This window comes from Methylomonas sp. Uni0009 (genome assembly GCF_054188105.3).
In genome coordinates, this window is record NZ_JBTAFN010000001.1 from 1,822,833 (window position 1) to 1,842,741 (window position 19,909).

The 19,909-nt window shown below is 49.1% G+C and carries 16 protein-coding genes, 2 tRNA genes and 1 rRNA gene; 16 read left to right on the plus strand and 3 right to left on the minus strand.

Annotated features, from left to right (window positions below):
* Positions 1 to 49: 49 nt before the first annotated feature.
* Together ACWAU0_RS08505 and ACWAU0_RS08510 are read right to left on the minus strand one after the other, a co-directional pair.
* Entirely contained in the window at positions 50 to 505 is a 456-nt protein-coding gene (locus tag ACWAU0_RS08505) for a DUF934 domain-containing protein (protein ID WP_458138908.1), read from the minus strand.
* A complete protein-coding gene (locus ACWAU0_RS08510) occupies positions 492 to 2,144 on the minus strand; it encodes a nitrite/sulfite reductase (RefSeq protein ID WP_458138909.1) in 1,653 nt (550 codons plus the stop codon). Before ACWAU0_RS08510 ends, ACWAU0_RS08505 begins: the two co-directional genes overlap by 14 nt.
* 212 nt (positions 2,145 to 2,356) lie before the next feature.
* Here ACWAU0_RS08510 and nhaD point away from each other — a divergent pair, with 212 nt between their 5' ends.
* The 3 genes from nhaD (at position 2,357) to rpmE (ending at position 5,801) form a co-directional block, all read left to right on the plus strand.
* Entirely contained in the window at positions 2,357 to 3,664 is a 1,308-nt protein-coding gene (nhaD, locus tag ACWAU0_RS08515) for a sodium:proton antiporter NhaD (protein WP_458139208.1), read from the plus strand.
* Positions 3,665 to 3,998: 334 nt separating this feature from the next.
* The gene (locus ACWAU0_RS08520) at positions 3,999 to 5,306 is read left to right on the plus strand and encodes an AmpG family muropeptide MFS transporter (protein WP_458138910.1); all 1,308 of its coding nucleotides are present in this window, start codon (positions 3,999 to 4,001) and stop codon (positions 5,304 to 5,306) included.
* Positions 5,307 to 5,600: 294 nt separating this feature from the next.
* Positions 5,601 to 5,801 carry a 50S ribosomal protein L31 gene (gene rpmE, locus ACWAU0_RS08525; RefSeq protein WP_081607938.1) on the plus strand — a complete coding sequence of 67 codons (201 nt, stop codon included), beginning with the start codon at positions 5,601 to 5,603 and terminating at the stop codon, positions 5,799 to 5,801.
* Positions 5,802 to 5,872: 71 nt separating this feature from the next.
* Here rpmE and ACWAU0_RS08530 read toward each other — a convergent pair whose 3' ends face one another.
* Positions 5,873 to 8,236 carry a penicillin-binding protein 1A gene (locus ACWAU0_RS08530; RefSeq protein WP_458138911.1) on the minus strand — a complete coding sequence of 788 codons (2,364 nt, stop codon included), beginning with the start codon at positions 8,234 to 8,236 and terminating at the stop codon, positions 5,873 to 5,875.
* Between the two features lie 210 nt (positions 8,237 to 8,446).
* Here ACWAU0_RS08530 and ACWAU0_RS08535 point away from each other — a divergent pair, with 210 nt between their 5' ends.
* The 13 genes from ACWAU0_RS08535 to ACWAU0_RS08595 all read left to right on the plus strand — a co-directional run bounded on the left by ACWAU0_RS08535 (position 8,447) and on the right by ACWAU0_RS08595 (position 19,707).
* Positions 8,447 to 9,508 carry a pilus assembly protein PilM gene (locus ACWAU0_RS08535; protein ID WP_020483743.1) on the plus strand — a complete coding sequence of 354 codons (1,062 nt, stop codon included), beginning with the start codon at positions 8,447 to 8,449 and terminating at the stop codon, positions 9,506 to 9,508.
* Positions 9,508 to 10,080 (plus strand): PilN domain-containing protein, encoded by a 573-nt coding sequence (locus tag ACWAU0_RS08540; RefSeq protein ID WP_458138912.1) that lies wholly within the window; start codon positions 9,508 to 9,510, stop codon positions 10,078 to 10,080. The genes ACWAU0_RS08535 and ACWAU0_RS08540 overlap by 1 nt, the downstream gene beginning before the upstream one ends.
* Positions 10,077 to 10,703, plus strand: coding sequence for a type IV pilus inner membrane component PilO (locus tag ACWAU0_RS08545; RefSeq protein WP_458138913.1), 627 nt, complete (start codon positions 10,077 to 10,079; stop codon positions 10,701 to 10,703). Before ACWAU0_RS08540 ends, ACWAU0_RS08545 begins: the two co-directional genes overlap by 4 nt.
* A complete protein-coding gene (locus ACWAU0_RS08550; RefSeq protein WP_084153287.1) occupies positions 10,700 to 11,257 on the plus strand; it encodes a pilus assembly protein PilP in 558 nt (185 codons plus the stop codon). Before ACWAU0_RS08545 ends, ACWAU0_RS08550 begins: the two co-directional genes overlap by 4 nt.
* Before the next feature lie 2 nt (positions 11,258 to 11,259).
* Complete coding sequence (locus ACWAU0_RS08555) at positions 11,260 to 13,503, plus strand: type IV pilus secretin PilQ (RefSeq protein ID WP_033156770.1); 2,244 nt, start codon at positions 11,260 to 11,262, stop codon at positions 13,501 to 13,503.
* A 141-nt stretch (positions 13,504 to 13,644) separates the two neighbouring features.
* A complete protein-coding gene (lptM, locus tag ACWAU0_RS08560; RefSeq protein WP_084153286.1) occupies positions 13,645 to 13,770 on the plus strand; it encodes an LPS translocon maturation chaperone LptM in 126 nt (41 codons plus the stop codon).
* A gap of 3 nt (positions 13,771 to 13,773) precedes the next feature.
* Entirely contained in the window at positions 13,774 to 15,024 is a 1,251-nt protein-coding gene (gene lysA / locus ACWAU0_RS08565) for a diaminopimelate decarboxylase (protein WP_101052638.1), read from the plus strand.
* Positions 15,025 to 15,029: 5 nt separating this feature from the next.
* The gene (gene dapF, locus ACWAU0_RS08570; protein ID WP_458139209.1) at positions 15,030 to 15,857 is read left to right on the plus strand and encodes a diaminopimelate epimerase; all 828 of its coding nucleotides are present in this window, start codon (positions 15,030 to 15,032) and stop codon (positions 15,855 to 15,857) included.
* Positions 15,854 to 16,543, plus strand: coding sequence for a DUF484 family protein (locus ACWAU0_RS08575; RefSeq protein WP_458138914.1), 690 nt, complete (start codon positions 15,854 to 15,856; stop codon positions 16,541 to 16,543). The genes dapF and ACWAU0_RS08575 overlap by 4 nt, the downstream gene beginning before the upstream one ends.
* Before the next feature lie 5 nt (positions 16,544 to 16,548).
* On the plus strand, positions 16,549 to 17,442 hold the full coding sequence (gene xerC, locus ACWAU0_RS08580; RefSeq protein ID WP_458138915.1) for a tyrosine recombinase XerC: 894 nt from the start codon (positions 16,549 to 16,551) through the stop codon (positions 17,440 to 17,442).
* Between the two features lie 401 nt (positions 17,443 to 17,843).
* Positions 17,844 to 19,377 (plus strand): 16S ribosomal RNA (locus ACWAU0_RS08585).
* 60 nt (positions 19,378 to 19,437) lie between these two features.
* A tRNA-Ile gene (locus ACWAU0_RS08590) sits at positions 19,438 to 19,514 on the plus strand.
* 117 nt (positions 19,515 to 19,631) lie between these two features.
* Positions 19,632 to 19,707 (plus strand) — tRNA-Ala (locus ACWAU0_RS08595).
* The last annotated feature ends 202 nt before the right edge of the window (positions 19,708 to 19,909 follow it).

A 19,909-nucleotide genomic window follows, 5' to 3' on the forward strand; every position in this document is an offset into this window, starting at 1 on the left:
TGGCTTTTGTTTCTTGTCAGGTATTTAAAGACAATTTGCCGGTTTTGGCTTAGTTTGTCGATGCCTGATAGCGTACCGAGAAATTGTTCATGGCTGCCAGGGCCTCTTGGATATGGTTTGGGTCGGAAAACTCAAACGCATTCACGCCCACCCGCGCCAAATAAAATACCTGATCAGGCAGATAATCGCCGACGGCTCTAATTTCCCCTTGATAGCCGTCGCGGCTCCTTAGTAAGCGTGCTTGCGAAAAAAGCCTGCCATCGCCGAATATCGGAAAATTAAGCTCGATCACGCCAATTTTGCTTAAGTCGTTAGTCAGCGGTTCAATTTGATCGCTGGGAATGAGCCGAACGCCGGTTTGGCTGGAGCGTTTGATTAGTTGTTCTTTATCTGTCAGCCAACGCACTAATGTGACTGTAATGTCACCATTTTCTGGTAACGGATTGTCGTCGGCAATAAAAGTCCAGGTGTTTTCTACCAACTGTCGATCTTTAATGATTTGCATAAACTCTTTCTTTGAATGGTTCCAGGCCAACACGCTTGACGGTCTCTAAAAATGCTTCGTCTTCCAGGCGTTGCTTGATGTAAACGTCTAATATCGTTGTGATGGTCGAGGTGATTTGGTCTTTGGGAACTGATGGTCCCAGGCGTTCGCCTATTGCTGCTTCGTTTTCAGAAGAGCCGCCCAAGGTGATTTGATACCACTCCTCACCATGTTTATCCACGCCCAGAATGCCGATGTGGCCGACACTTTGATGGGCGCAGCCGTTCATGCAGCCAGACATATTAATTTTGATGTCGCCGATGTCGTGTATGTAATCCAAATTATCCAATGCTTCGTTGAGTTCCTTTGCTACGCCAATAGAGCCGGCATTGGCCAGCGAGCAAAAATCCAGGCCCGGGCAACAGATCATGTCGGTGACGGAGCCGATGTTGGGTGTAGCCAATTTGAGGGCGTTTAGTTGCTGCCATACTGTCAACAGGTCGGCTTGTTTCACGTCAGCCAAGACCAAATTTTGTCTATGCGTACTTCTAATTTCGCCAAAGCTGAATTGGTCAGCCAAATCGGCTACCGCTTCAAGCTGTTTATCAGTCATGTCGCCAGGAGGAGAATCCGGGGCTTTTAGTGAAACGTAGACACCGCGATAGCCGGTGATTTTGTGTTCGACGGTATTATATTTGAACCACTTCGCAAAATCGGCGTTGCCGACCAAATGCTCCGTCAGGGCGTTGTCATCCGCAGCGCTAGGATCGTAAGCGGGAGGTAAAAATTGCGCTTTAATTTCCTCAATGCGTTCATTGCTCAGGATCATATCTTCCTTAATGCGCAGCCATTCCTTTTCGACCATGGCGGTAAACTTCTCCAATCCTGTTTCCTTGACCAGAATTTTAATGCGCGCTTTATATTTGTTGTCGCGCCTGCCGAATAGGTTGTAGATCCGTAAGATCGCTTCCAAATACGACAATAGATGTTGTTTTTCAAGAAAAGGTCTAACGGTTTGACCAATGATGGGAGTTCTGCCCAGGCCGCCGCCGGCCAAAATTCTGAAGCCAATTTCGCCTGCATCGTTTTTGACGATGTAGACGCCGATGTCGTGGAATTGCACGGCGGCGCGGTCATGCGCCGCACCGCTAACGGCGATCTTGAATTTGCGCGGCAGATAAGCAAATTCCGGATGCAGTGTCGTCCACTGTCTAATGATTTCGCAGTAGGGTCGCGGATCTTCGATCTCGTCTTTGCAAATGCCCGCTAAGGGGTCTGAGGTGGTATTTCTCAGGCAGTTGCCGCTGGTTTGAATGGCGTGCATTTGCACCGTCGCAAGTTCGGCAAGCAGGTCGGGAACTCGACTAAGTTCCGGCCAGTTGTATTGCACGTTTTGGCGGGTGGTGAAATGGCAATAACCGCGATCATAGTCGCGAGCTACCGATGCCAGTTTGCGTAATTGCTTGGACGAAAGCAGTCCGTAAGGTACTGCGACACGGAGCATCGGCGCATGGGTTTGCACGTACAAACCATTCATCAGTCGCAAGGCTCTAAATTGGTCCGGGCCGAGTTCGCCGTTTAAAAAACGTTGGGTTTGTCCGCGAAACTCGCTAACGCGCTCTTCGATAAGTGTTTGATCTTGCTTGTTATATTGATACATTTAAGGGCGATGCTTGGTTTACATACTATTTTGCTAGGTATCTGAATAATATACTGGCCGGGATTAAATGACAAAGAATATTGTATGGTGATAACATGCCCGGTTAGTTTTTTCCGCTTTCAATAATGACTAAAACATAGAGGATAAAGGGGGCTATCTTGTTGCGCTTACTGTTAATTTTGGCCGGCTTGCTGTTTTTGCCGGAAATCGCCATGGCTGAAGAGTTTCATAACCTGGGCTTAACCGGAACCGAGCGGGGTATTTATACCGTTCTGATCTTTTTGGTGGCGTATGGTTTCGTGATGGCAGAAGAGTTTACGCATTTGCGTAAATCCAAGCCGGTTATCTTTGCCGCTTCCGTCATTTGGGGGCATGTGGCGATATTGGCTCAAGAGGCCGGTGTTTCCGGTGAAGAACTGCATAAAGCTTTCGAACATGATTTGAAAGAGTACGCAGAGTTGATGTTGTTCTTGCTGGTGGCGATGACCTATATCAACACTATGGCGGAACGTAATGTGTTTGAAGCGCTTCGCTCCTGGTTGATTCGTAAACAATTTGGCTACAAGCAATTGTTCTGGATAACCGGCATCATTACCTTCTTCCTGTCTTCGGTAGCTGATAACCTGACTTCTGCTCTGCTGGTTGGTGCCGTGGTGATGGCGGTGGGCGCGGATAACGAAAAATTCGTTTCTATCGGTTTCGTCAACTTGGTGATCGCGGCAAATGCCGGTGGTGCCTTTTGCCCATTCGGTGACATCACGACCTTGATGGTATGGCAAGCTGGTTATGCTGAGTTTTTCGATTTCTTCAAGTTGTTCATTCCCTCTGTCGTCAATTTCGTCGTGCCCGCCTTCTTCATGGCGCAAGCGATTCCAAGTGGTCAGCCGAAAGCAACTAACGAGGCCGCTGTTGAATTGAAGCCCGGTGGTTGGGTGGTTTGCGGTTTGTTCGGCGTTACCATTGGTTTGGCCGTCAGCTTCAAACAATTTCTGCATTTGCCACCATTCATGGGCATGATGGCAGGTTTGTCCATATTGATGTTATTTATCTACTACATAAAAATGCGCTTCGCATCGGCTGATGCTGTACATCTTGATGTATTTGATCGCGTAAAGGAAGCTGAATGGGATACGTTGCTGTTCTTCTTTGGTGTGGTCTTCGCGGTAGGCGGCTTGGGTTATATCGGTTACCTGGAGTTGTTGTCCGGCGCGATGTACGACGGCTTGGGTCAAACCACCGCCAACATCCTGGTCGGTATTATTTCAGCAATAGTTGATAACATCCCGGTGATGTTCGCGGTACTGAATATGAATCTGGATATGGATTTGTATCAATGGTTGTTGGTGACATTGACTGCCGGTGTGGGTGGTTCATTGTTCTCGGTGGGTTCTGCGGCAGGCGTTGCGTTGATGGGGCAATCCAATCACAAATACACCTTCTTCAGTCACTTGAAATGGACGCCGGTTATTGCTGCAGGCTATGCGGCGAGTATCGTTACCCACTATCTGATCAACGGTTAATTCGTCGATTTTTGATAAAACTGCAATAAAGTATGGGAAAGCGCGTGACAAAGACTATTGATAGTTGGCGTAGCGCTTTCTCTACTTTTACGCAGTGGCGTGTTCTGAGTGTGGTATTTCTCGGTTTCAGCCGGACTTCCTTTCTAGTTGGTTTCTTCGCCTGTATCGGTTTGGCTGGCCGATGGACAGGATTATCTGTTGGTTATAGGCTCTTTTACTCTGGTGGGCGTAGGGCCTTACTCGATTAAAGTACTATTCCTGCATGAGCACACCGACGCCCGTCCCCCCTAATTCGGCTGATAAGCCGTCGCCAACAATCCAATCAACCCCCGTTGTGCGCCGCAAGCGCTCCGCTTTGGAAGTGTTGCATGAACTCAAGCAGCCCAAGGTGGCCGTCATGTTGACGCTGGGCTTTGCCTCGGGCCTACCCTTCTTGCTGACAGCCAATACCTTCGGCTACTGGCTGCGGGACGATGGCACGAGCCTGGTTGCCATCGGCTTCATGTCCTGGGTTGGCTTTGCGTACGCCTTTAAGGTGTACTGGTCGCCGCTGGTGGATCATATCGATGTGCCGCTGCTGGGCCGTCTGGGGCGTCGTCGCGGCTGGATGCTGCTGTGCCAGATATTGATCGCCGTCGGGCTGCTGGGCATGGCCACTGTTGGGACGGCAGGCGGGCTGGTGGCTATTGGTGCCTTCGCGTTGTTGACGGCCTTCGCGTCAGCTACGCAGGACATCGCCATCGACGCTTGGCGAATCGAATCCGCGTCCGACGACGCCGACGCGGGGTTGATGACTTCGGCAGCGCAGGTCGGATACCGTATCGCTCTCATTATTACTGACGCCTTAATCATTGCTGCGGCGGCCCGTGTCGGGTGGAGCATGTCGTATGTTGCCATGGCGGTATTGATGGCACTTTGCACCGTAGCAACCCTATGTGCCTCTGAGCCAACCCGCGCTGATGTGGCGCGGCGCCAGAAGTCTCCGCTATGGACCTTGCGCGGCCTTGCCGATGCGATCATCGGCCCGTTTATCGACTTTTTCGTCAATCACAAGGTTGCAGGACTCCTTATGCTGCTGATGGTGGCGCTCTATCGCCTGCCTGATTTCGTGATGGGGCCAATGTACAACCCGTATTATCATGATCTCGGGCTTTCCAAGGACACGGTGGCCTGGGTGCGCGGCTCATTCGGGCTGGTTGCAACCTTTTTCGGTATTGCCTCGGCGGGTCTCAGTGCCGTGCGATTCGGCCTGTTACCAACGCTGATCGCGGGGCTTGTGTTCGAGGGGGGTGGCACGGCGGCATTCGCCTTACTCAGCGTCAATGCAGACACAGCGATTTTCGCCGCAGTCATGACGCTCGACGCTTTTGCCCAGTCCTTCGCGGGCGTCGCCTTGGTAATTTATATGTCGAGCCTGACCAGTTTGGGCTACACCGCCACTCAGTACGCCATGCTGTCGTCAACCTACGCCTTGCTTGGCAAATTCCTGAAAGGATTCTCCGGGGTTGCGGTCGAAACGCTCACGCCCATATACGGGTTACCCGGAGCCTATGCTACTGCATTTGTGGCTACTGGCCTAACCGCGGTGCCGCCGCTGCTGATATTGCTGCTGCTTTGGCGCGTGCAGAACATCAAGCGATAGTCCTTGTGATCAAAGTATTGATAGCGCCTAATTTGATAGCAAATTACACGAAATGTTTAGTAGGCTTTCAAAAGCGCTATCCTGTTCTGAGCGCCTGTTCGTGATGCCGGTTCAATCCGGCACTGCCTGCTGGGGTTTTAATATGTTATTGATGCGGACTGGTGATTAGCGGTGATGGTCTGAGGCGCTAAGGTAGTGTTTAGCACTGTTTTTTGTGTTGCAGATTGCCTGTCGAGATCGTATCATAAGCAGTTCTCTATCAAGTATGTAGCCCGGAACGGGTATGTGAGCGCTATGAAACCAGAAATACATCCAGAATATAAACAAATTACCGTTACTTGCGGGTGCGGCAATACTTTTCAAACCGGTTCTGTGCTGGCTTCTGATTTACACATTGAGGTGTGTTCTTCTTGCCATCCGTTTTATACCGGTAAACAGCGCGTCGTTGATACGTCGGGTCGTGTTGATAAATTCCGCAAAAAATTCGGAAAATAATAGTTTTCGAGAAGTCTTGTTCGGCCGTCGGTCAACTGGCGGCCAGATTCTTCCCAGTTATGCGAAGTGTTTTAAAATAACGCTTCTTCTGCAAATAATTCATCCTCTTCGGGTTCTTCAGCTTTTGGTGCCGATTTTGCCGTTGGTACGGTTTCTTCACTGAAATATTCCCAAATGCCTCCTCTCGCTTCTTGATCTAGCAATAACCCGTCTGCTGGGTTGATGTAAGCCTGGACTATCCCAGCTGGTTGCGTTAATGGTTTTTCCGGGAAGTTTTGTTGTACGGCTTTCATGAATTTAATCCACATCGGTAAGGCGGCTTTGCCACCAGTCTCACCATGTCCAAGTGGTAATGAATTATCGAAGCCTATCCATGCAGATGCCACTATATCGGTAGCAAAACCGTTAAACCAAGCGTCTCTCTGTTCGTTGGTGGTGCCTGTTTTACCCGCCAAATCGTTACGGCCCAATTGTTTGGCCTGAGTTGCCGTGCCGCGCTGTACAACATCTCTCAGCAGGCTGTTTGCCAGGAAATTAATTTTTGCTGAAATAGCGCGCGGCGCGCGGTTTGGTGACGGTGGGTCTTGGTCTGGGCAATCGGCACACGCCAGGGGTGGGTTGGCTTGGAACAACAGGTTACCTTTGTGATCTTCGATGCGTTCGATGAGGTAGGGTTTTACCAAAAAACCGCCATTGGCAAAGACCGCGTAGGCCGACGCCATACGCAACGGTGATGCATAGCCGCTACCCAAAGCCAGAGACAGCGTGCCGGGCAATTGTTCTTTATCGAAACCAAAGCGCATGGCTGTATCGATTGCCTGAGGTATTCCGATTTCCTGCAGCAATCGCACTGAGACCAGATTGATCGATTCCCGGAGCGCAACCCGCAATGATGTCGGCCCCAGAAAGCGGCGGCTATAGTTTTCCGGACGCCAGTCGTTTTCTTGCGAAGGGTCCTCGATTACGATGGGGGCGTCGTTAATGATGCTGGCCGCGGTGAAGCCTTTCTCCAAGGCAGCAGTATAAATAACAGGCTTGAATCCCGAGCCCGGTTGGCGTTTGGACTGCGTAGCCCTGTTATATTTGCTGTGATAAAAATCAAAGCCGCCGCATAAAGCTAAAATCGCGCCATTGTTGGGATTAAGCGCTACAAAAGCAGCTTCAGCACTCGGAATTTGCGTGAGTGCCCATTCGTTATTTTCTAACTGCCTGACCCAGATGATGTCGTTGGGTTTGAGAAAAGCTTTGCCGGTGCCGATATTTTTTTCCGGGTACGGTCTTGCCCATTCAATATTTTTCCAGCTTATGTCGATCTGCGTATGGTCATAGAATGTTGCGACCACACCGGAATCAGTTGCTGCTGTTACTAAGGCTTGCCGGGTATCTCCAATAACAGTGTCCTCAATTTGAATCCCCTTTTTTTGTAAATTCTTATGTGGAAAACCGCGATAGCCGTGGCGCTCGTCATATTCATGCAAGGTTTTTTGCAAAGCGTCTTCTGCTGCTAACTGAAATTGACTAGGGACGGTGGTGAAAATTTTCAAACCCAAGGTATAGGCTGTCTCGCCATACTTGGACATAACTTCTTGCCTAACCATTTCCGCGATGTATGGCGATTGTAGCTCGACATTTATCGGCTGGATCTCCGCGTTATCTAATGTTTGTACAGCAATTTCGTAATCGCGCTGGCTTATATAGTTTAAATCCAGCATTCGGCGTAACACGTAATTCCGCCGCTCTATGGCACGCTGAGGATTGGTGATCGGATTGTAAATGGATGGTGCTTTTGGTAAACCGGCAATCATCGCTTGCTGGTGAAGGGCTAGCTCGGAAATATCTTTACCATAATAGGTTTGCGCGGCCGCTGCGACGCCATAGGCGCGTTGGCCCATATAAATTTTGTTCAAATAAAGATCCATAATCTGATCTTTGGAATATTGCCGCTCTATTTTCAGGGCAAGAATGATTTCTTTGAGCTTACGCAAATAAGTTCTTTCGTTACTCAGCAGAAAATTGCGGGCAACTTGCATAGTGATGGTACTGCCGCCTTGGCGCTTTTTGCCGGTGAGGGCTAATTGGCTTAACGCTCGCAGCAGGCCTTTGAAATCCACGCCGTTGTGTTTGTAAAAGCGGTCGTCTTCCGCAGCGATAAACGCCTTGATCAATTGCGGCGGTACTTGCTCAATGTTGATCGGGATTCGGCGCTTCTCGCCAAACTGAGCTATCAATAGCTTGTCTTGGCTGTAGATGTTCAACGGCATTTGATATTGAACATGTTGTAACTGGTCGATGTCCGGCAGTTCCTTATCGAGTTCGATTAGGAAAAAATAAGTGGCGATCAGAAATGTGCCGATAAAAGCGAAAAAGAAGAAGGCCAGCCACTTAAAAAGTGTCTTGATCAGAGACTTGGGTTTGGGAGCTTTCTTAATGGGCACTGAAATTCAAACGCACTGCTAAAATACAAATTGCCGGTCAAAATAAACCCTTTTGATAATAGGAACAACCTAAAGTTACTTATAAAGTGGTTTATCTAAGAGGATGAAATTAAAAAAACCTACTATACTTCTGACCCATGTGGGTTCTGCACCTCGTCTGAGCATGCTTGAGCCAAATTCAATCATATTCGATCTAAAAAGGGTTCATTCATGAGCTGGTTGAGCAGGAATCCGTCGGCTGTGCTGGGTGTGGATATTAGTACAGCTGCGGTTAAATTGTTGGAATTGAGCCGGGTCGGTGCTCGTTACCGGGTAGAAAGTTACTCGGTGGCGCCCTTACCTCAAGATGCGATAGTCGATAAGAACATCACCAATATAGAGCAAATCGGCGCGGTAATAAAAGCGGCGGTCAAGCAATCCGGTACTCGGGCAAAGCAGGCGAGCGTTGCGGTTGCCGGTTCCTCGGTGATGACCAAAATCATTTCGATGCCCGCCTCCTTGTCTGATAGGGACATGGAGGAGCAGATCATGGTGGAAGCGGATCAATACATTCCTTATTCGCTGGACGAGGTTAATCTCGATTTCGAAGTTCAGGGCATCACCAAAAATAACCCGGATATGGTTGATGTGTTGCTGGCGGCTTCTCGGCGGGAAAACATTGAAGACAGGGTGGCAGCACTGGCCTATGCCGGCCTTAAGGCTGTCGTCGTCGATGTGGAAGCTTTTGCAATGGAAAATGCGTTTTCGTTGTTGGCGGATCAGTTACCGGAAGGTGCCGGCAATATGACTGTTGCGATTGCCGACATTGGCGCCACCATGACCTCTCTGAACATTCTGCATGAAGGTAAAACTGTTTATACCCGGGAGCAGGGCTTTGGCGGAAAACAGCTAACTGAAGAGATTCAGCGCCGCTATGGCCTGTCGTATGAAGAAGCCGGTCTGGCCAAGAAGCACGGCGGCCTGCCGGATAATTACGTCACGGATGTGCTGGAGCCCTTCAAAAAAGCCATGTTGCAGCAAATCGCCAGATCGTTGCAATTCTTTGTTTCCTCTAGCGCCAATCGCGGCGTCGATGCCTTGGTACTTGCCGGTGGTTGCGCGTCAATCGCGGGTTTGGACAAATTGGTGGAACGCGACCTCGGCATCCCGTCTTACATTGCCAATCCATTTATCAATATGGCGCTTTCTAATCGGGTCAAACCGCAAAGTCTGAGCAACGATACGCCTGCGATGATGATAGCGTGCGGTTTAGCGCTAAGGAGTTTCGATTAATGGCAAGAATTAATTTACTCCCCTGGCGAGAAGAGCTGCGTAAAAAAAAGCAGCAGGATTTTGTGGCGGGTATTGGTGCCGGTATTTTGGTGACAGCACTGATTTTGGTCGTGGTCTATATGTATATCGAAGGGATCAAAGAGTATCAGACCCGCAGAAACACGCTACTACAAAACGAAATAGCCATCTTGGATAAGCGAATTCAAGAAATCAAAGAAATCGAAGATAAGAAAAACCGGTTATTGACCAAAATTGAAGTCATCCAAAAGTTGCAGGAAAGCCGTCCCGAGGTGGTGCATTTATTCGATGAATTGGCCAAAACCACGCCGGATGGTATTTACCTGACGAAGTTTGCCCAGGCAGGAGCGGTTTTGACGCTGGATGGGAAGGCGGAATCGAATGCGGGGGTGTCCGCTTATATGCGGGCTATCGATAACTCGCCGTGGATGAATACCTCGGTACTGAATGTTATCAAGGGCGAGGGTAAGAAGGATGGGCAGATGAATGACTTCACCCTAACTGCCAAGCAAGGTAAGAAGGTCGATAAGCCTCAACCAGGAGCCGTCAAATGAATTTGTCTGAAATCAATTGGGACATTAATTCGGCGGGCAGCTGGCCAACGCCACTAAAAATCATCGTCATTCTTATGTTTGCGGTATTAACAGCGGCGGCTGGCGTTTACTTTGTGACGGTGCCGCAGTTGGATGAATTGGATGTGCTTGAAAAACAAGAAGAGAGTTTGAAAAGTGCGTTTGAAGTTAAGCAGAAAAAGGCTGTCAATCTCCAGGATTACCGCGATCAGCTGGATCAAATCGAAGCGTCGCTAGGTGAGATGTTGAAGCAGATGCCTACCAAAGCTGAAGTTGCCAGCTTGTTGGTTGATATTTCCCAAACCGGATTGGCAAGTGGCCTAGAGTTTAAATTGTTCCAACCCAGTACCGAAATTAACAGAGAGTTTTATTCTGAATTACCAATTGGTATCCATGTCGTCGGGAAGTATGAAGAGCTGGGATTATTTGTCAGCGGTTTGGCTTCCCTACCCCGGATTGTGACGGTGCACGATGTGGTCATGACGCCGATGGGTAAAGAAGGCAAAGATGGTATGAGCATGACGGCAACAATAAAAACCTATAACGAGGGCGAAACAGCGCAAGCCGCTGGCGGACCGGCTGCTAAGAAAAGGAGAGGGCAATGAGGTGCGTCGGTGTGAAAGTTTTTCCGACCCTGCCGATGTTAAGTTTGCTTTTGGTTGGGATGGTCGGATGCGGTGGCGACGATGTCAGCGATTTGACCAAATATATTGAAGAGGTAAAAGCTCGTCCCAAGGCCGCTATCGAACCCTTGCCTGAAATTAAAGTGGTTGAATCGTTTATATTCAAGCCCGATGGATTGAGGGATCCGTTTAGGTCAATTGAAAGAAAAGATGACGATAGCAATGTCGACGTCTCCGGTATCAACGGTATTAGACCTGATATAGAACGCCGGAAGGAAGAGTTGGAAGCCTACCCTCTGGACAGTCTGCGCATGGTTGGAACGCTACGTAACGACAAAGGCTATTGGGGTTTGGTAAGAGCTAGAGATGGGACTATCCACCGCGTACAGGTTGGGCATCACATGGGGCAAAATTACGGCAAGATACTGCGTATTCTTGACGACAAAATAGAGCTAATGGAAATCGTACCTGATAAACCGGGCACTTGGCGCGAACAACAGTCTTCACTAGCATTGGCCGATGAAAAAGGGTTATAGAAATGAGTATTAAACAAAATAAAAACGGATGGAAAGTGGCCGGCTTCGGTTTCTGGTGTTCAGTGTTGCTGAGTTGTTTTGTGCATGTTGCGCTGGTGCACGCCGATGATGGAGCGATAAACAACTTAGAGTTTTCCACCTTGGCCGGAAACCAAGTGCAAGTGCAACTGGAAATGGATGGTCCGATAGTGGAGCCGAAAATCTTCCAGACCGATAACCCTTCCAGAATCGCATTGGACTTTGCCGGCGTAAAAAGTAATCTGGCAAAAAAAAGCTTTCCGATCAATCAAGGTGCTGCAGGCACGGTATATGTGGTTGAGGCTTCGGGGCGGACTCGGGTTATTATCAATTTGGTAGAAAAAGTGCCTTACGAAACCAAAATCGAGGGCAATAAATTTTATGTGGTGTTGAAGTCCAGCGGGACCGTTGCTGCGGTAAACCGAGCCGTACAGCAAGCGCCTGTCGCGAAGGATTCGGTGATTAGTAAATTTTTGCCGGAACAAAACATAAAAAGTATTGATTTTCGACGCGGGCCAAACGGTGAGGGGCGTTTGTTGCTGGGTTTATCAGCGGCAAATACTGTAGTCGACGCTAAACAAAATGCCGGTAAAGTGGTTTTAAGTTTCCTAAACACCAAGTTGCCGGAGTCTTTAGTTAAAAGTTTTGACGTATCCGATTTTGCGACACCTGTACAAAAAATCGAAGCCTCTCCCAGAGGCGATAGCGTCAACATTGTCATAACACCCAACAATGGTAATTACGATTACTCGTCCTATCAGTCCGATAATTTATTGACGGTTGAGTTTCGGCCGTTGACACCGGCGGAAAAAGAAGCGCAGCAAAAAGAAAAATTCCCGTATATCGGCAATAAGTTGTCATTGAATTTTCAAGATATCGAAGTGCGTTCGGTGTTGCAAATTCTGGCCGACTTTACCGAGCTGAATATCATTGCTGCTGATTCGGTGGCGGGCAATGTCACGCTTAGATTAAACGATGTACCTTGGGATCAGGCTTTGGAGTTGATTTTAAAATCCAAAGGCTTGGCAAAAAGACAGAACGGCAATGTGGTGATGGTGGCGCCGGTTGCTGAGATCATGAAAATCGAGCAGGAGGAGCTGGATTCGAAAAAAATATTCGAAGAGTTGGAACCGTTAAAAACCGAAAATATTCAGATCAATTACGCAAAAGCAGGGGAGATTTGCGGTGTATTAATGGGGGTGGGGAATAGCTCGCAAGGTGGTCAGTCCGGTGCAGGTGCAAGCAGTGGCGGAGGTGGTGGTTGCGGCGGTGGTAGCGGGAGTTCCGTCGCGTCGCAACAGGCCGGTTCCGGCCAGAATAGCCAAGGTGGCGGTCCAGCAAGTATGCGATTGCTATCGCCACGCGGTACGGCGATTGTCGATGCCAGAACCAATACGCTGATTGTCAAGGATACGGCAAAGGCTATGGAAGATGTACGCAGAATGATCAAACTATTGGACGTGCCTGTGCGCCAAGTGTTGATCGAATCGCGAATCGTCATAGCGGATACTTCGTTTGCGCAGAACTTGGGTACCAAATTTGGGGTGGCTCATAAAGCCGACGTAAATAGCGGAACGCAATACGGAATGACGGCCAGTGGTGCGGAAACCAGCGAAAATTCGCAAATTCTGTCGGATTTGGGATCTGCATTGGCAGCTTCCAGCGGAGGTGCTTTGGCCTTGACCTTGGCACGCGGAGCGGATTATCTTTTGAACCTTGAGATCAGTGCATTGCAAGACGATGGTAAAGGCGAGTTGGTGTCCAATCCGCGGGTAATGACTAGCGACATGGTGCAAGCTTCAATCAAACAAGGTGTGCAGATTCCGTATCAAACCCAAAGCCAGGCGACTGGTCCGGTGACGGAGCTGGTCGATGCGGTGTTGGAGCTGAATGTCACGCCGCAGATTACGCCAAGCGGCAGTGTTATCATGCTGCTCGACATCAAAAAAGATTCGCCGGGAACACCTTTGGCTACAGGCGGTAACGCAACGGTACCTATCGATACCCGGCAGTTGAAAACCAAAGTTCAAGTTGAAGATGGCGAGACGGTAGTGTTGGGCGGCATCTATGAGTCGACTGTTCAGGAATCTTACAATACTGTGCCTTGGGTGTCGGATTTGCCGGTGATTGGCTGGATGTTCAAGAAAAGTGTAAAAAACGATACCAAAAAAGAGTTGTTGGTGTTTATTACGCCTAAAGTGGTGAAAGAGTCGATGACGATAAAGTGAGTCTTCGTCTGGCCTAGCGACAAAAAGGGGCTTCATGCCCCTTTTTTTGTGGCTTGCCGAGATTGGTTAGCTGTCTTGCGTTCGTTCTTTTAAGCTGTCGGCTATGCTATATTCCGCACTCACCCGATAATCGTTACGAACATGACGACAAACAAAATTTTAACTCTAGTTCTTTGGGCTCTGTTGCTGCAAGCCTGCGGTCAAACCGGGCCCTTATATATGCCGGATAGCCCGCCGCCAATTTACGTACCGAAACAAGATAAATAAGCCATGGATTTTTTTAATTATCGGCAACACGAGCTGTTTGCCGAAAGCATTCCTGTTGACAAAATTGCCGAAAACTACGGTACTCCCTGCTATGTCTATTCGCGCGCGACCTTGGAGAGGCATTGGCAAGCCTTCGATCAAGGCTTTGCCGGGCACCCGCACCTTATTTGTTATGCGGTAAAAGCCAATTCAAATATTGCGATTCTCAACGTGCTGGCGCGACTTGGGTCTGGGTTCGACATCGTGTCGCTTGGCGAAATGCAGCGCGTGCTAGCTGCGGGCGGCAGTCCTGACAAAATTGTGTTTTCCGGTGTCGGTAAACGCGAGGACGAAATCTTAGCGGCGCTGAAAATAGGTATACGCTGTTTTAATGTTGAAGTCAGCGGCGAACTTGATCGGATCAACCGATTAGCCGGTGAGCTGGGTGTTATTGCTCCCGTGTCTTTCCGGGTCAATCCTGATGTTGACGCCAAGACGCATCCCTATATTTCCACCGGCTTGAAAGAAAATAAATTCGGGATCGATATCAAGCAAGCCATTCATGAGTATCGGCGTGCCGCGCAGATGCCGAATATCCAAATAGTCGGTATCGATTGCCATATTGGCTCCCAACTAACTGAAACAGTGCCGTTTTTGGATGCGCTGGATAGGGTGTTGGCGTTAGTCGATGAACTGCAAGAGGAAGGTATTGAATTGCACCACCTCGATTTAGGGGGCGGGCTGGGTATTTGTTATCGCGATGAGCATCCGCCGCAACCTTCTGAATATATTGCAGCTCTGCTGCAGCGTTTAGCGGGACGGAGCTTTGAAATTCTATTGGAGCCGGGGCGCGCCATCGTCGGCAATGCGGGAATATTGTTAACCAGAGTGGAGTACCTTAAGCCAACAGAGAATAAAAACTTTGCCATTGTCGATGCGGCCATGAATGATCTGGTCCGGCCGGCTTTATACGGGGCGTGGCAGGCAATCATTCCGGCGAACACTGAAAGCGATCAGTCCGAGTTGGATTGGGACATCGTGGGGCCGGTTTGCGAGACGGGTGACTTTCTGGGCAAAGCGCGGTCGTTAAAATTGAAACAAGGCGATTTATTGGCGGTTCGTTCAGCGGGAGCCTACGGGTTTACGATGAGTTCAAACTATAACTCGAGGCCACGAGCGGCGGAGGTAATGGTGGATGGCGATAAAACGCATCTTATTCGATCCCGAGAAACTCTGGAGCAACTATGGGTTGGCGAGCAGCTTCTACCTGAGTAGCGATGATGATTTTTTTCACCAAAATGCAGGGCTTGGGCAATGATTTTGTCGTGATCGACGCTATAAACCAGCCAATACAATTGACGACATCACAGATTCGATTTTTGGCGGATCGCCATTTTGGCGTGGGCTGCGATCAATTGTTATTGGTGGAAAAGCCGGTTAGCGATAACGCCGAGTTTAAATACCGGATTTTCAATGCTGACGGTAGCGAGGTTGCGCAATGTGGAAACGGTGCGCGTTGCTTCGCACGCTTTGTGCGCGACAAAGGCTTAAGTAATAAGGACGAAATTACTGTTGATACCGATGCGAGACAACTGACGCTTCGATTCGATGCGGGCGGTTTGATCACCGTTGACATGGGAGTTCCTGCGCTTGAGCCTGAGCAAATACCGCTAAAGGTTTCCGAACAGTCCACGTTATATAAAGTGACTTTGGCGGACACAGAAGTTGCATTCGCAGCTGTTTCTATGGGGAATCCTCATGCGGTTATCCTGGTTGATGATGTAATCAGCGCGCCCGTTTCATCTATCGGCGCTAGGTTGGAGAGTCATGAGCTGTTTCCGGAGCGAGCTAATATTGGTTTCATGCAAATTGTTAATCGTCGACAAATCAAGTTGCGAGTTTACGAGCGTGGCGCAGCCGAAACGCTGGCTTGTGGCAGCGGGGCTTGCGCTGCTGTTGTGGCCGGTATCGAGCAAGGTTTGTTGGAGCAGGATGTTCAGGTTCAGCTGCCTGGCGGGGAATTAATCGTTAGCTGGCTTGGTAGTGGCCATCCTGTCATGATGACGGGAGCAGCGACTACGGTATTCGAAGGACAAATAAAGTTATGAGCAGTGAACCAAAAGTCTTATTGACCGAAGCCCTCGTTAAGGCCTATCTGCAAGAACATCCCGAGTTTTTCCAAAATCATTTGGATTTGCTGGAGAAGATGCACATCCCGCATCCCAGTGGTAATGCAATATCGCTAATATCCAAGCAACTTGAAATTTTTCGGGCGAAGCATCAGGAGCAAGAAAATCAATTGACCGCGTTGATCGATATTGCCCGGGAAAATGACGCTTCTTTCAATCGCATGCATGAGTTGACTCTGGCCATGCTGGAAGCAAATTCCCTGGAGGATGCGGTAGCAAATTTAAGTGAGGTGTTGGCTGAGTGTTTTTTCACTGACTTCGTGGCCATTAAAATCATTAAAGAGCAACCGCTATCGCCTATCAGTAATTTATTCGTTGGGGCTGATGATGCTAACTTGAAGCATTTTTCCAATGAATTAACCACAAACCAGCCGAAATGCGGTCGGCCGACCTTAGCGCAAGCGAGGTTTTTGTTTGGCGACGTGGCCGCGGAAGTTCGCTCGTGTGCGATCATTCCTATGGTGTTTACGCAGCTTGATGGGTTGTTGGCGATCGGCAGTCGCGATGAGTCGCGCTTTCACTATAGTATGGGCAGCATATTTCTTACTCAAATGAGTGAAATTATCGGGACTCGTCTTATATCATTGCTACACCAAACGGATTGATTGTCATGCATGCCGAAGCGGATGAGGCATTGCTGCGGTATTTTCGCTATTTGGTTTCGGAAAAGCGCGTTGCAGATCATACGTCAACAAACTACCAAAGGGATTTAAAACGTTTTCAAAGTTTTTGCTCTAGGCAAGAGCTCATGTTTTGGCAGCAAGTTCAGGATCGTGATGTACGGAATTATATTGCCGGGCGTCATAAAAACGGTATCGGTAGCAAGACGATTCAGCGCGAACTCGCTGCTTTACGCAGTTTTTATCGATTTTTACTCAAAGCCAAGCAAGTGGAGCATAACCCTGCCCAGCATGTGCAAGCGCCCAAAGTTTCAAAAAGGTTGCCACATGTTTTGGATGTCGATCAGGTTGTGGGGATGTTAAATGCGACGCCGGATTCGATTTTGGAAATCCGCGATTTGGCGATGTTTGAATTGTTTTACTCATCTGGGTTGCGACTGAGCGAGTTGGTAATGCTTGATTTGTCTGACATCAATCTTAGCGAAGGCTTTTTGAGGGTGCGGTTTGGTAAAGGCGGCAAGCAAAGGCAATTGCCGGTTGGTAGTAAAGCACTTGATGCGCTTAAGGTTTGGCTGGCAAGTCGGCCTGAGGGGGAGTGGCAGGCAGTGTTTGTTTCCCTGAAGGGGCTTCGATTATCTCAAAGAAGCGTGCAACTTAGATTGGATCGTTGGGGCAAAAAAAACGGAATAGCCGAGCACCTTCATCCTCATATGTTAAGGCATTCGTTCGCAAGCCATTTGCTTGAAGCCAGTAAAGATATTAGGGCTGTGCAAGAGTTGTTAGGGCATAGCAATATATCGACTACTCAGATATACACGCACCTGGATTTTCAACATTTAGCGGCTGTTTATGATCAAGCACATCCGCGCTCGCGCAAGGGTTGAAGGCTGTTGAATAAAAAATTTCTTGACGCGAGGATGTTGGGTGATTAGAATGAGCGGCTCTTCACTGCTCTGGCTTTTAAGTTTTAGCGGTGAAGCGGTCGACTTAGTTCGGCGGGTTTGAGGTTGTTGATTGACGGGTTTGTTTTTTTAGTTTCTGTTTTTGAAGCGACTTAAAAATAAATTTGACAAACACTGAAAACGCTGTAGAATATGTCGGCTCAATAGGGCGAAATGCTCTGGCTCTTTAACAAACGAAATCGAAATAATTTGTGTGGGTATGTGTAGCGACTATGTGCTGTTTAAAAATAGTCGACACAGAAACCACGTCAATTCGCAAGAAAAGATGTTCTGTAGTCGAGCCAAGATTGGTTGCTAATCTTATTTAGTAACAGTTAAAAATTAAACTGAAGAGTTTGATCATGGCTCAGATTGAACGCTGGCGGTATGCTTAACACATGCAAGTCGAACGGTAGCAGGCCTTCGGGCGCTGACGAGTGGCGGACGGGTGAGTAATGCATAGGAATCTGCCTATTAGTGGGGGACAACGTGGGGAAACTCACGCTAATACCGCATACGCCCTACGGGGGAAAGCTGGGGACCTTCGGGCCTGGCGCTAATAGATGAGCCTATGTCGGATTAGCTAGTTGGTGGGGTAAAGGCCTACCAAGGCGACGATCCGTAGCTGGTCTGAGAGGATGATCAGCCACACTGGGACTGAGACACGGCCCAGACTCCTACGGGAGGCAGCAGTGGGGAATATTGGACAATGGGCGAAAGCCTGATCCAGCAATACCGCGTGTGTGAAGAAGGCCTGAGGGTTGTAAAGCACTTTCAATAGGAAGGAATACCTATCGGTTAATACCCGGTAGACTGACATTACCTATACAAGAAGCACCGGCTAACTCCGTGCCAGCAGCCGCGGTAATACGGAGGGTGCAAGCGTTAATCGGAATTACTGGGCGTAAAGCGTGCGTAGGCGGTTGTTTAAGTCAGATGTGAAAGCCCTGGGCTTAACCTGGGAACTGCATTTGATACTGGGCAACTAGAGTTTAGTAGAGGGGAGTGGAATTTCAGGTGTAGCGGTGAAATGCGTAGAGATCTGAAGGAACACCAGTGGCGAAGGCGGCTCCCTGGACTAAAACTGACGCTGAGGTACGAAAGCGTGGGTAGCAAACAGGATTAGATACCCTGGTAGTCCACGCCGTAAACGATGTCAACTAACTGTTGGGTTCTTAAAGAACTTAGTAGTGGAGCTAACGTATTAAGTTGACCGCCTGGGGAGTACGGCCGCAAGGCTAAAACTCAAATGAATTGACGGGGGCCCGCACAAGCGGTGGAGCATGTGGTTTAATTCGATGCAACGCGAAGAACCTTACCTACCCTTGACATCCAGAGAATCTGTTAGAGATAGCGGAGTGCCTTCGGGAACTCTGAGACAGGTGCTGCATGGCTGTCGTCAGCTCGTGTTGTGAAATGTTGGGTTAAGTCCCGTAACGAGCGCAACCCTTATCCTTAGTTGCCAGCGGGTCATGCCGGGAACTCTAGGGAGACTGCCGGTGATAAACCGGAGGAAGGTGGGGACGACGTCAAGTCATCATGGCCCTTATGGGTAGGGCTACACACGTGCTACAATGGCCGGTACAGAGGGCTGCGAACTCGCGAGAGTAAGCGAATCCCAAAAAGCCGGTCCCAGTCCGGATCGCAGTCTGCAACTCGACTGCGTGAAGTCGGAATCGCTAGTAATCGCGGATCAGAATGCCGCGGTGAATACGTTCCCGGGCCTTGTACACACCGCCCGTCACACCATGGGAGTGGGTTGCAAAAGAAGTAGGTAGTTTAACCTTCGGGAGGGCGCTTACCACTTTGTGATTCATGACTGGGGTGAAGTCGTAACAAGGTAGCCCTAGGGGAACCTGGGGCTGGATCACCTCCTTACAAAGACGGCACACCGTTACACGTACTCACAACAAATTATTTCGATTGAAAGACGCACCTGGGTCTGTAGCTCAGTTGGTTAGAGCGCACCCCTGATAAGGGTGAGGTCGGAGGTTCAACTCCTCCCAGACCCACCAACGCATAAAAGGCGAAAGCAATAAGGCGAAACACAATCAGACCACACGCCTGGTTAGAATAACTGGCGCTGTGTCTAGTCACGTTTCGGCTTGAGTCTTGGTCTTTAGTCTGCTTTAGGGGCCATAGCTCAGCTGGGAGAGCGCCTGCCTTGCACGCAGGAGGTCGGGAGTTCGATCCTCCCTGGCTCCACCATCATGCTGAACGCTGAGGGTCAACCAGTTCGTCAAACGTAAGAAAAATAGTGGGTGAACATCAACGCTATACAGTTTTATCAGCGGCAGCGGATAAAGACTTTATAGCATTGGTATTCGTACCGATAGCTCTTTAACAATATGGAAATCTGTAACTATAGTAATGATCAGCAATGATCAACACTAAAACGAGTTGCGGTTTG

Excerpts from the sequence above, each read along its gene's own strand:
- ACWAU0_RS08505 (WP_458138908.1), bottom strand. The coding sequence starts at position 505 with ATGCAAATCATTAAAGATCGACAGTTGGTAGAAAACACCTGGACTTTT.
- ACWAU0_RS08510 (WP_458138909.1), bottom strand. The coding sequence starts at position 2,144 with ATGTATCAATATAACAAGCAAGATCAAACACTTATCGAAGAGCGCGTT.
- nhaD (WP_458139208.1), top strand. The coding sequence starts at position 2,357 with ATGGCTGAAGAGTTTCATAACCTGGGCTTAACCGGAACCGAGCGGGGT.
- rpmE (WP_081607938.1), top strand. The coding sequence starts at position 5,601 with ATGAAACCAGAAATACATCCAGAATATAAACAAATTACCGTTACTTGC.
- ACWAU0_RS08535 (WP_020483743.1), top strand. The coding sequence starts at position 8,447 with ATGAGCTGGTTGAGCAGGAATCCGTCGGCTGTGCTGGGTGTGGATATT.
- ACWAU0_RS08540 (WP_458138912.1), top strand. The coding sequence starts at position 9,508 with ATGGCAAGAATTAATTTACTCCCCTGGCGAGAAGAGCTGCGTAAAAAA.
- ACWAU0_RS08545 (WP_458138913.1), top strand. The coding sequence starts at position 10,077 with ATGAATTTGTCTGAAATCAATTGGGACATTAATTCGGCGGGCAGCTGG.
- ACWAU0_RS08550 (WP_084153287.1), top strand. The coding sequence starts at position 10,700 with ATGAGGTGCGTCGGTGTGAAAGTTTTTCCGACCCTGCCGATGTTAAGT.
- ACWAU0_RS08555 (WP_033156770.1), top strand. The coding sequence starts at position 11,260 with ATGAGTATTAAACAAAATAAAAACGGATGGAAAGTGGCCGGCTTCGGT.
- lptM (WP_084153286.1), top strand. The coding sequence starts at position 13,645 with ATGACGACAAACAAAATTTTAACTCTAGTTCTTTGGGCTCTGTTGCTG.
- lysA (WP_101052638.1), top strand. The coding sequence starts at position 13,774 with ATGGATTTTTTTAATTATCGGCAACACGAGCTGTTTGCCGAAAGCATT.
- dapF (WP_458139209.1), top strand. The coding sequence starts at position 15,030 with ATGATTTTTTTCACCAAAATGCAGGGCTTGGGCAATGATTTTGTCGTG.
- ACWAU0_RS08575 (WP_458138914.1), top strand. The coding sequence starts at position 15,854 with ATGAGCAGTGAACCAAAAGTCTTATTGACCGAAGCCCTCGTTAAGGCC.
- xerC (WP_458138915.1), top strand. The coding sequence starts at position 16,549 with ATGCATGCCGAAGCGGATGAGGCATTGCTGCGGTATTTTCGCTATTTG.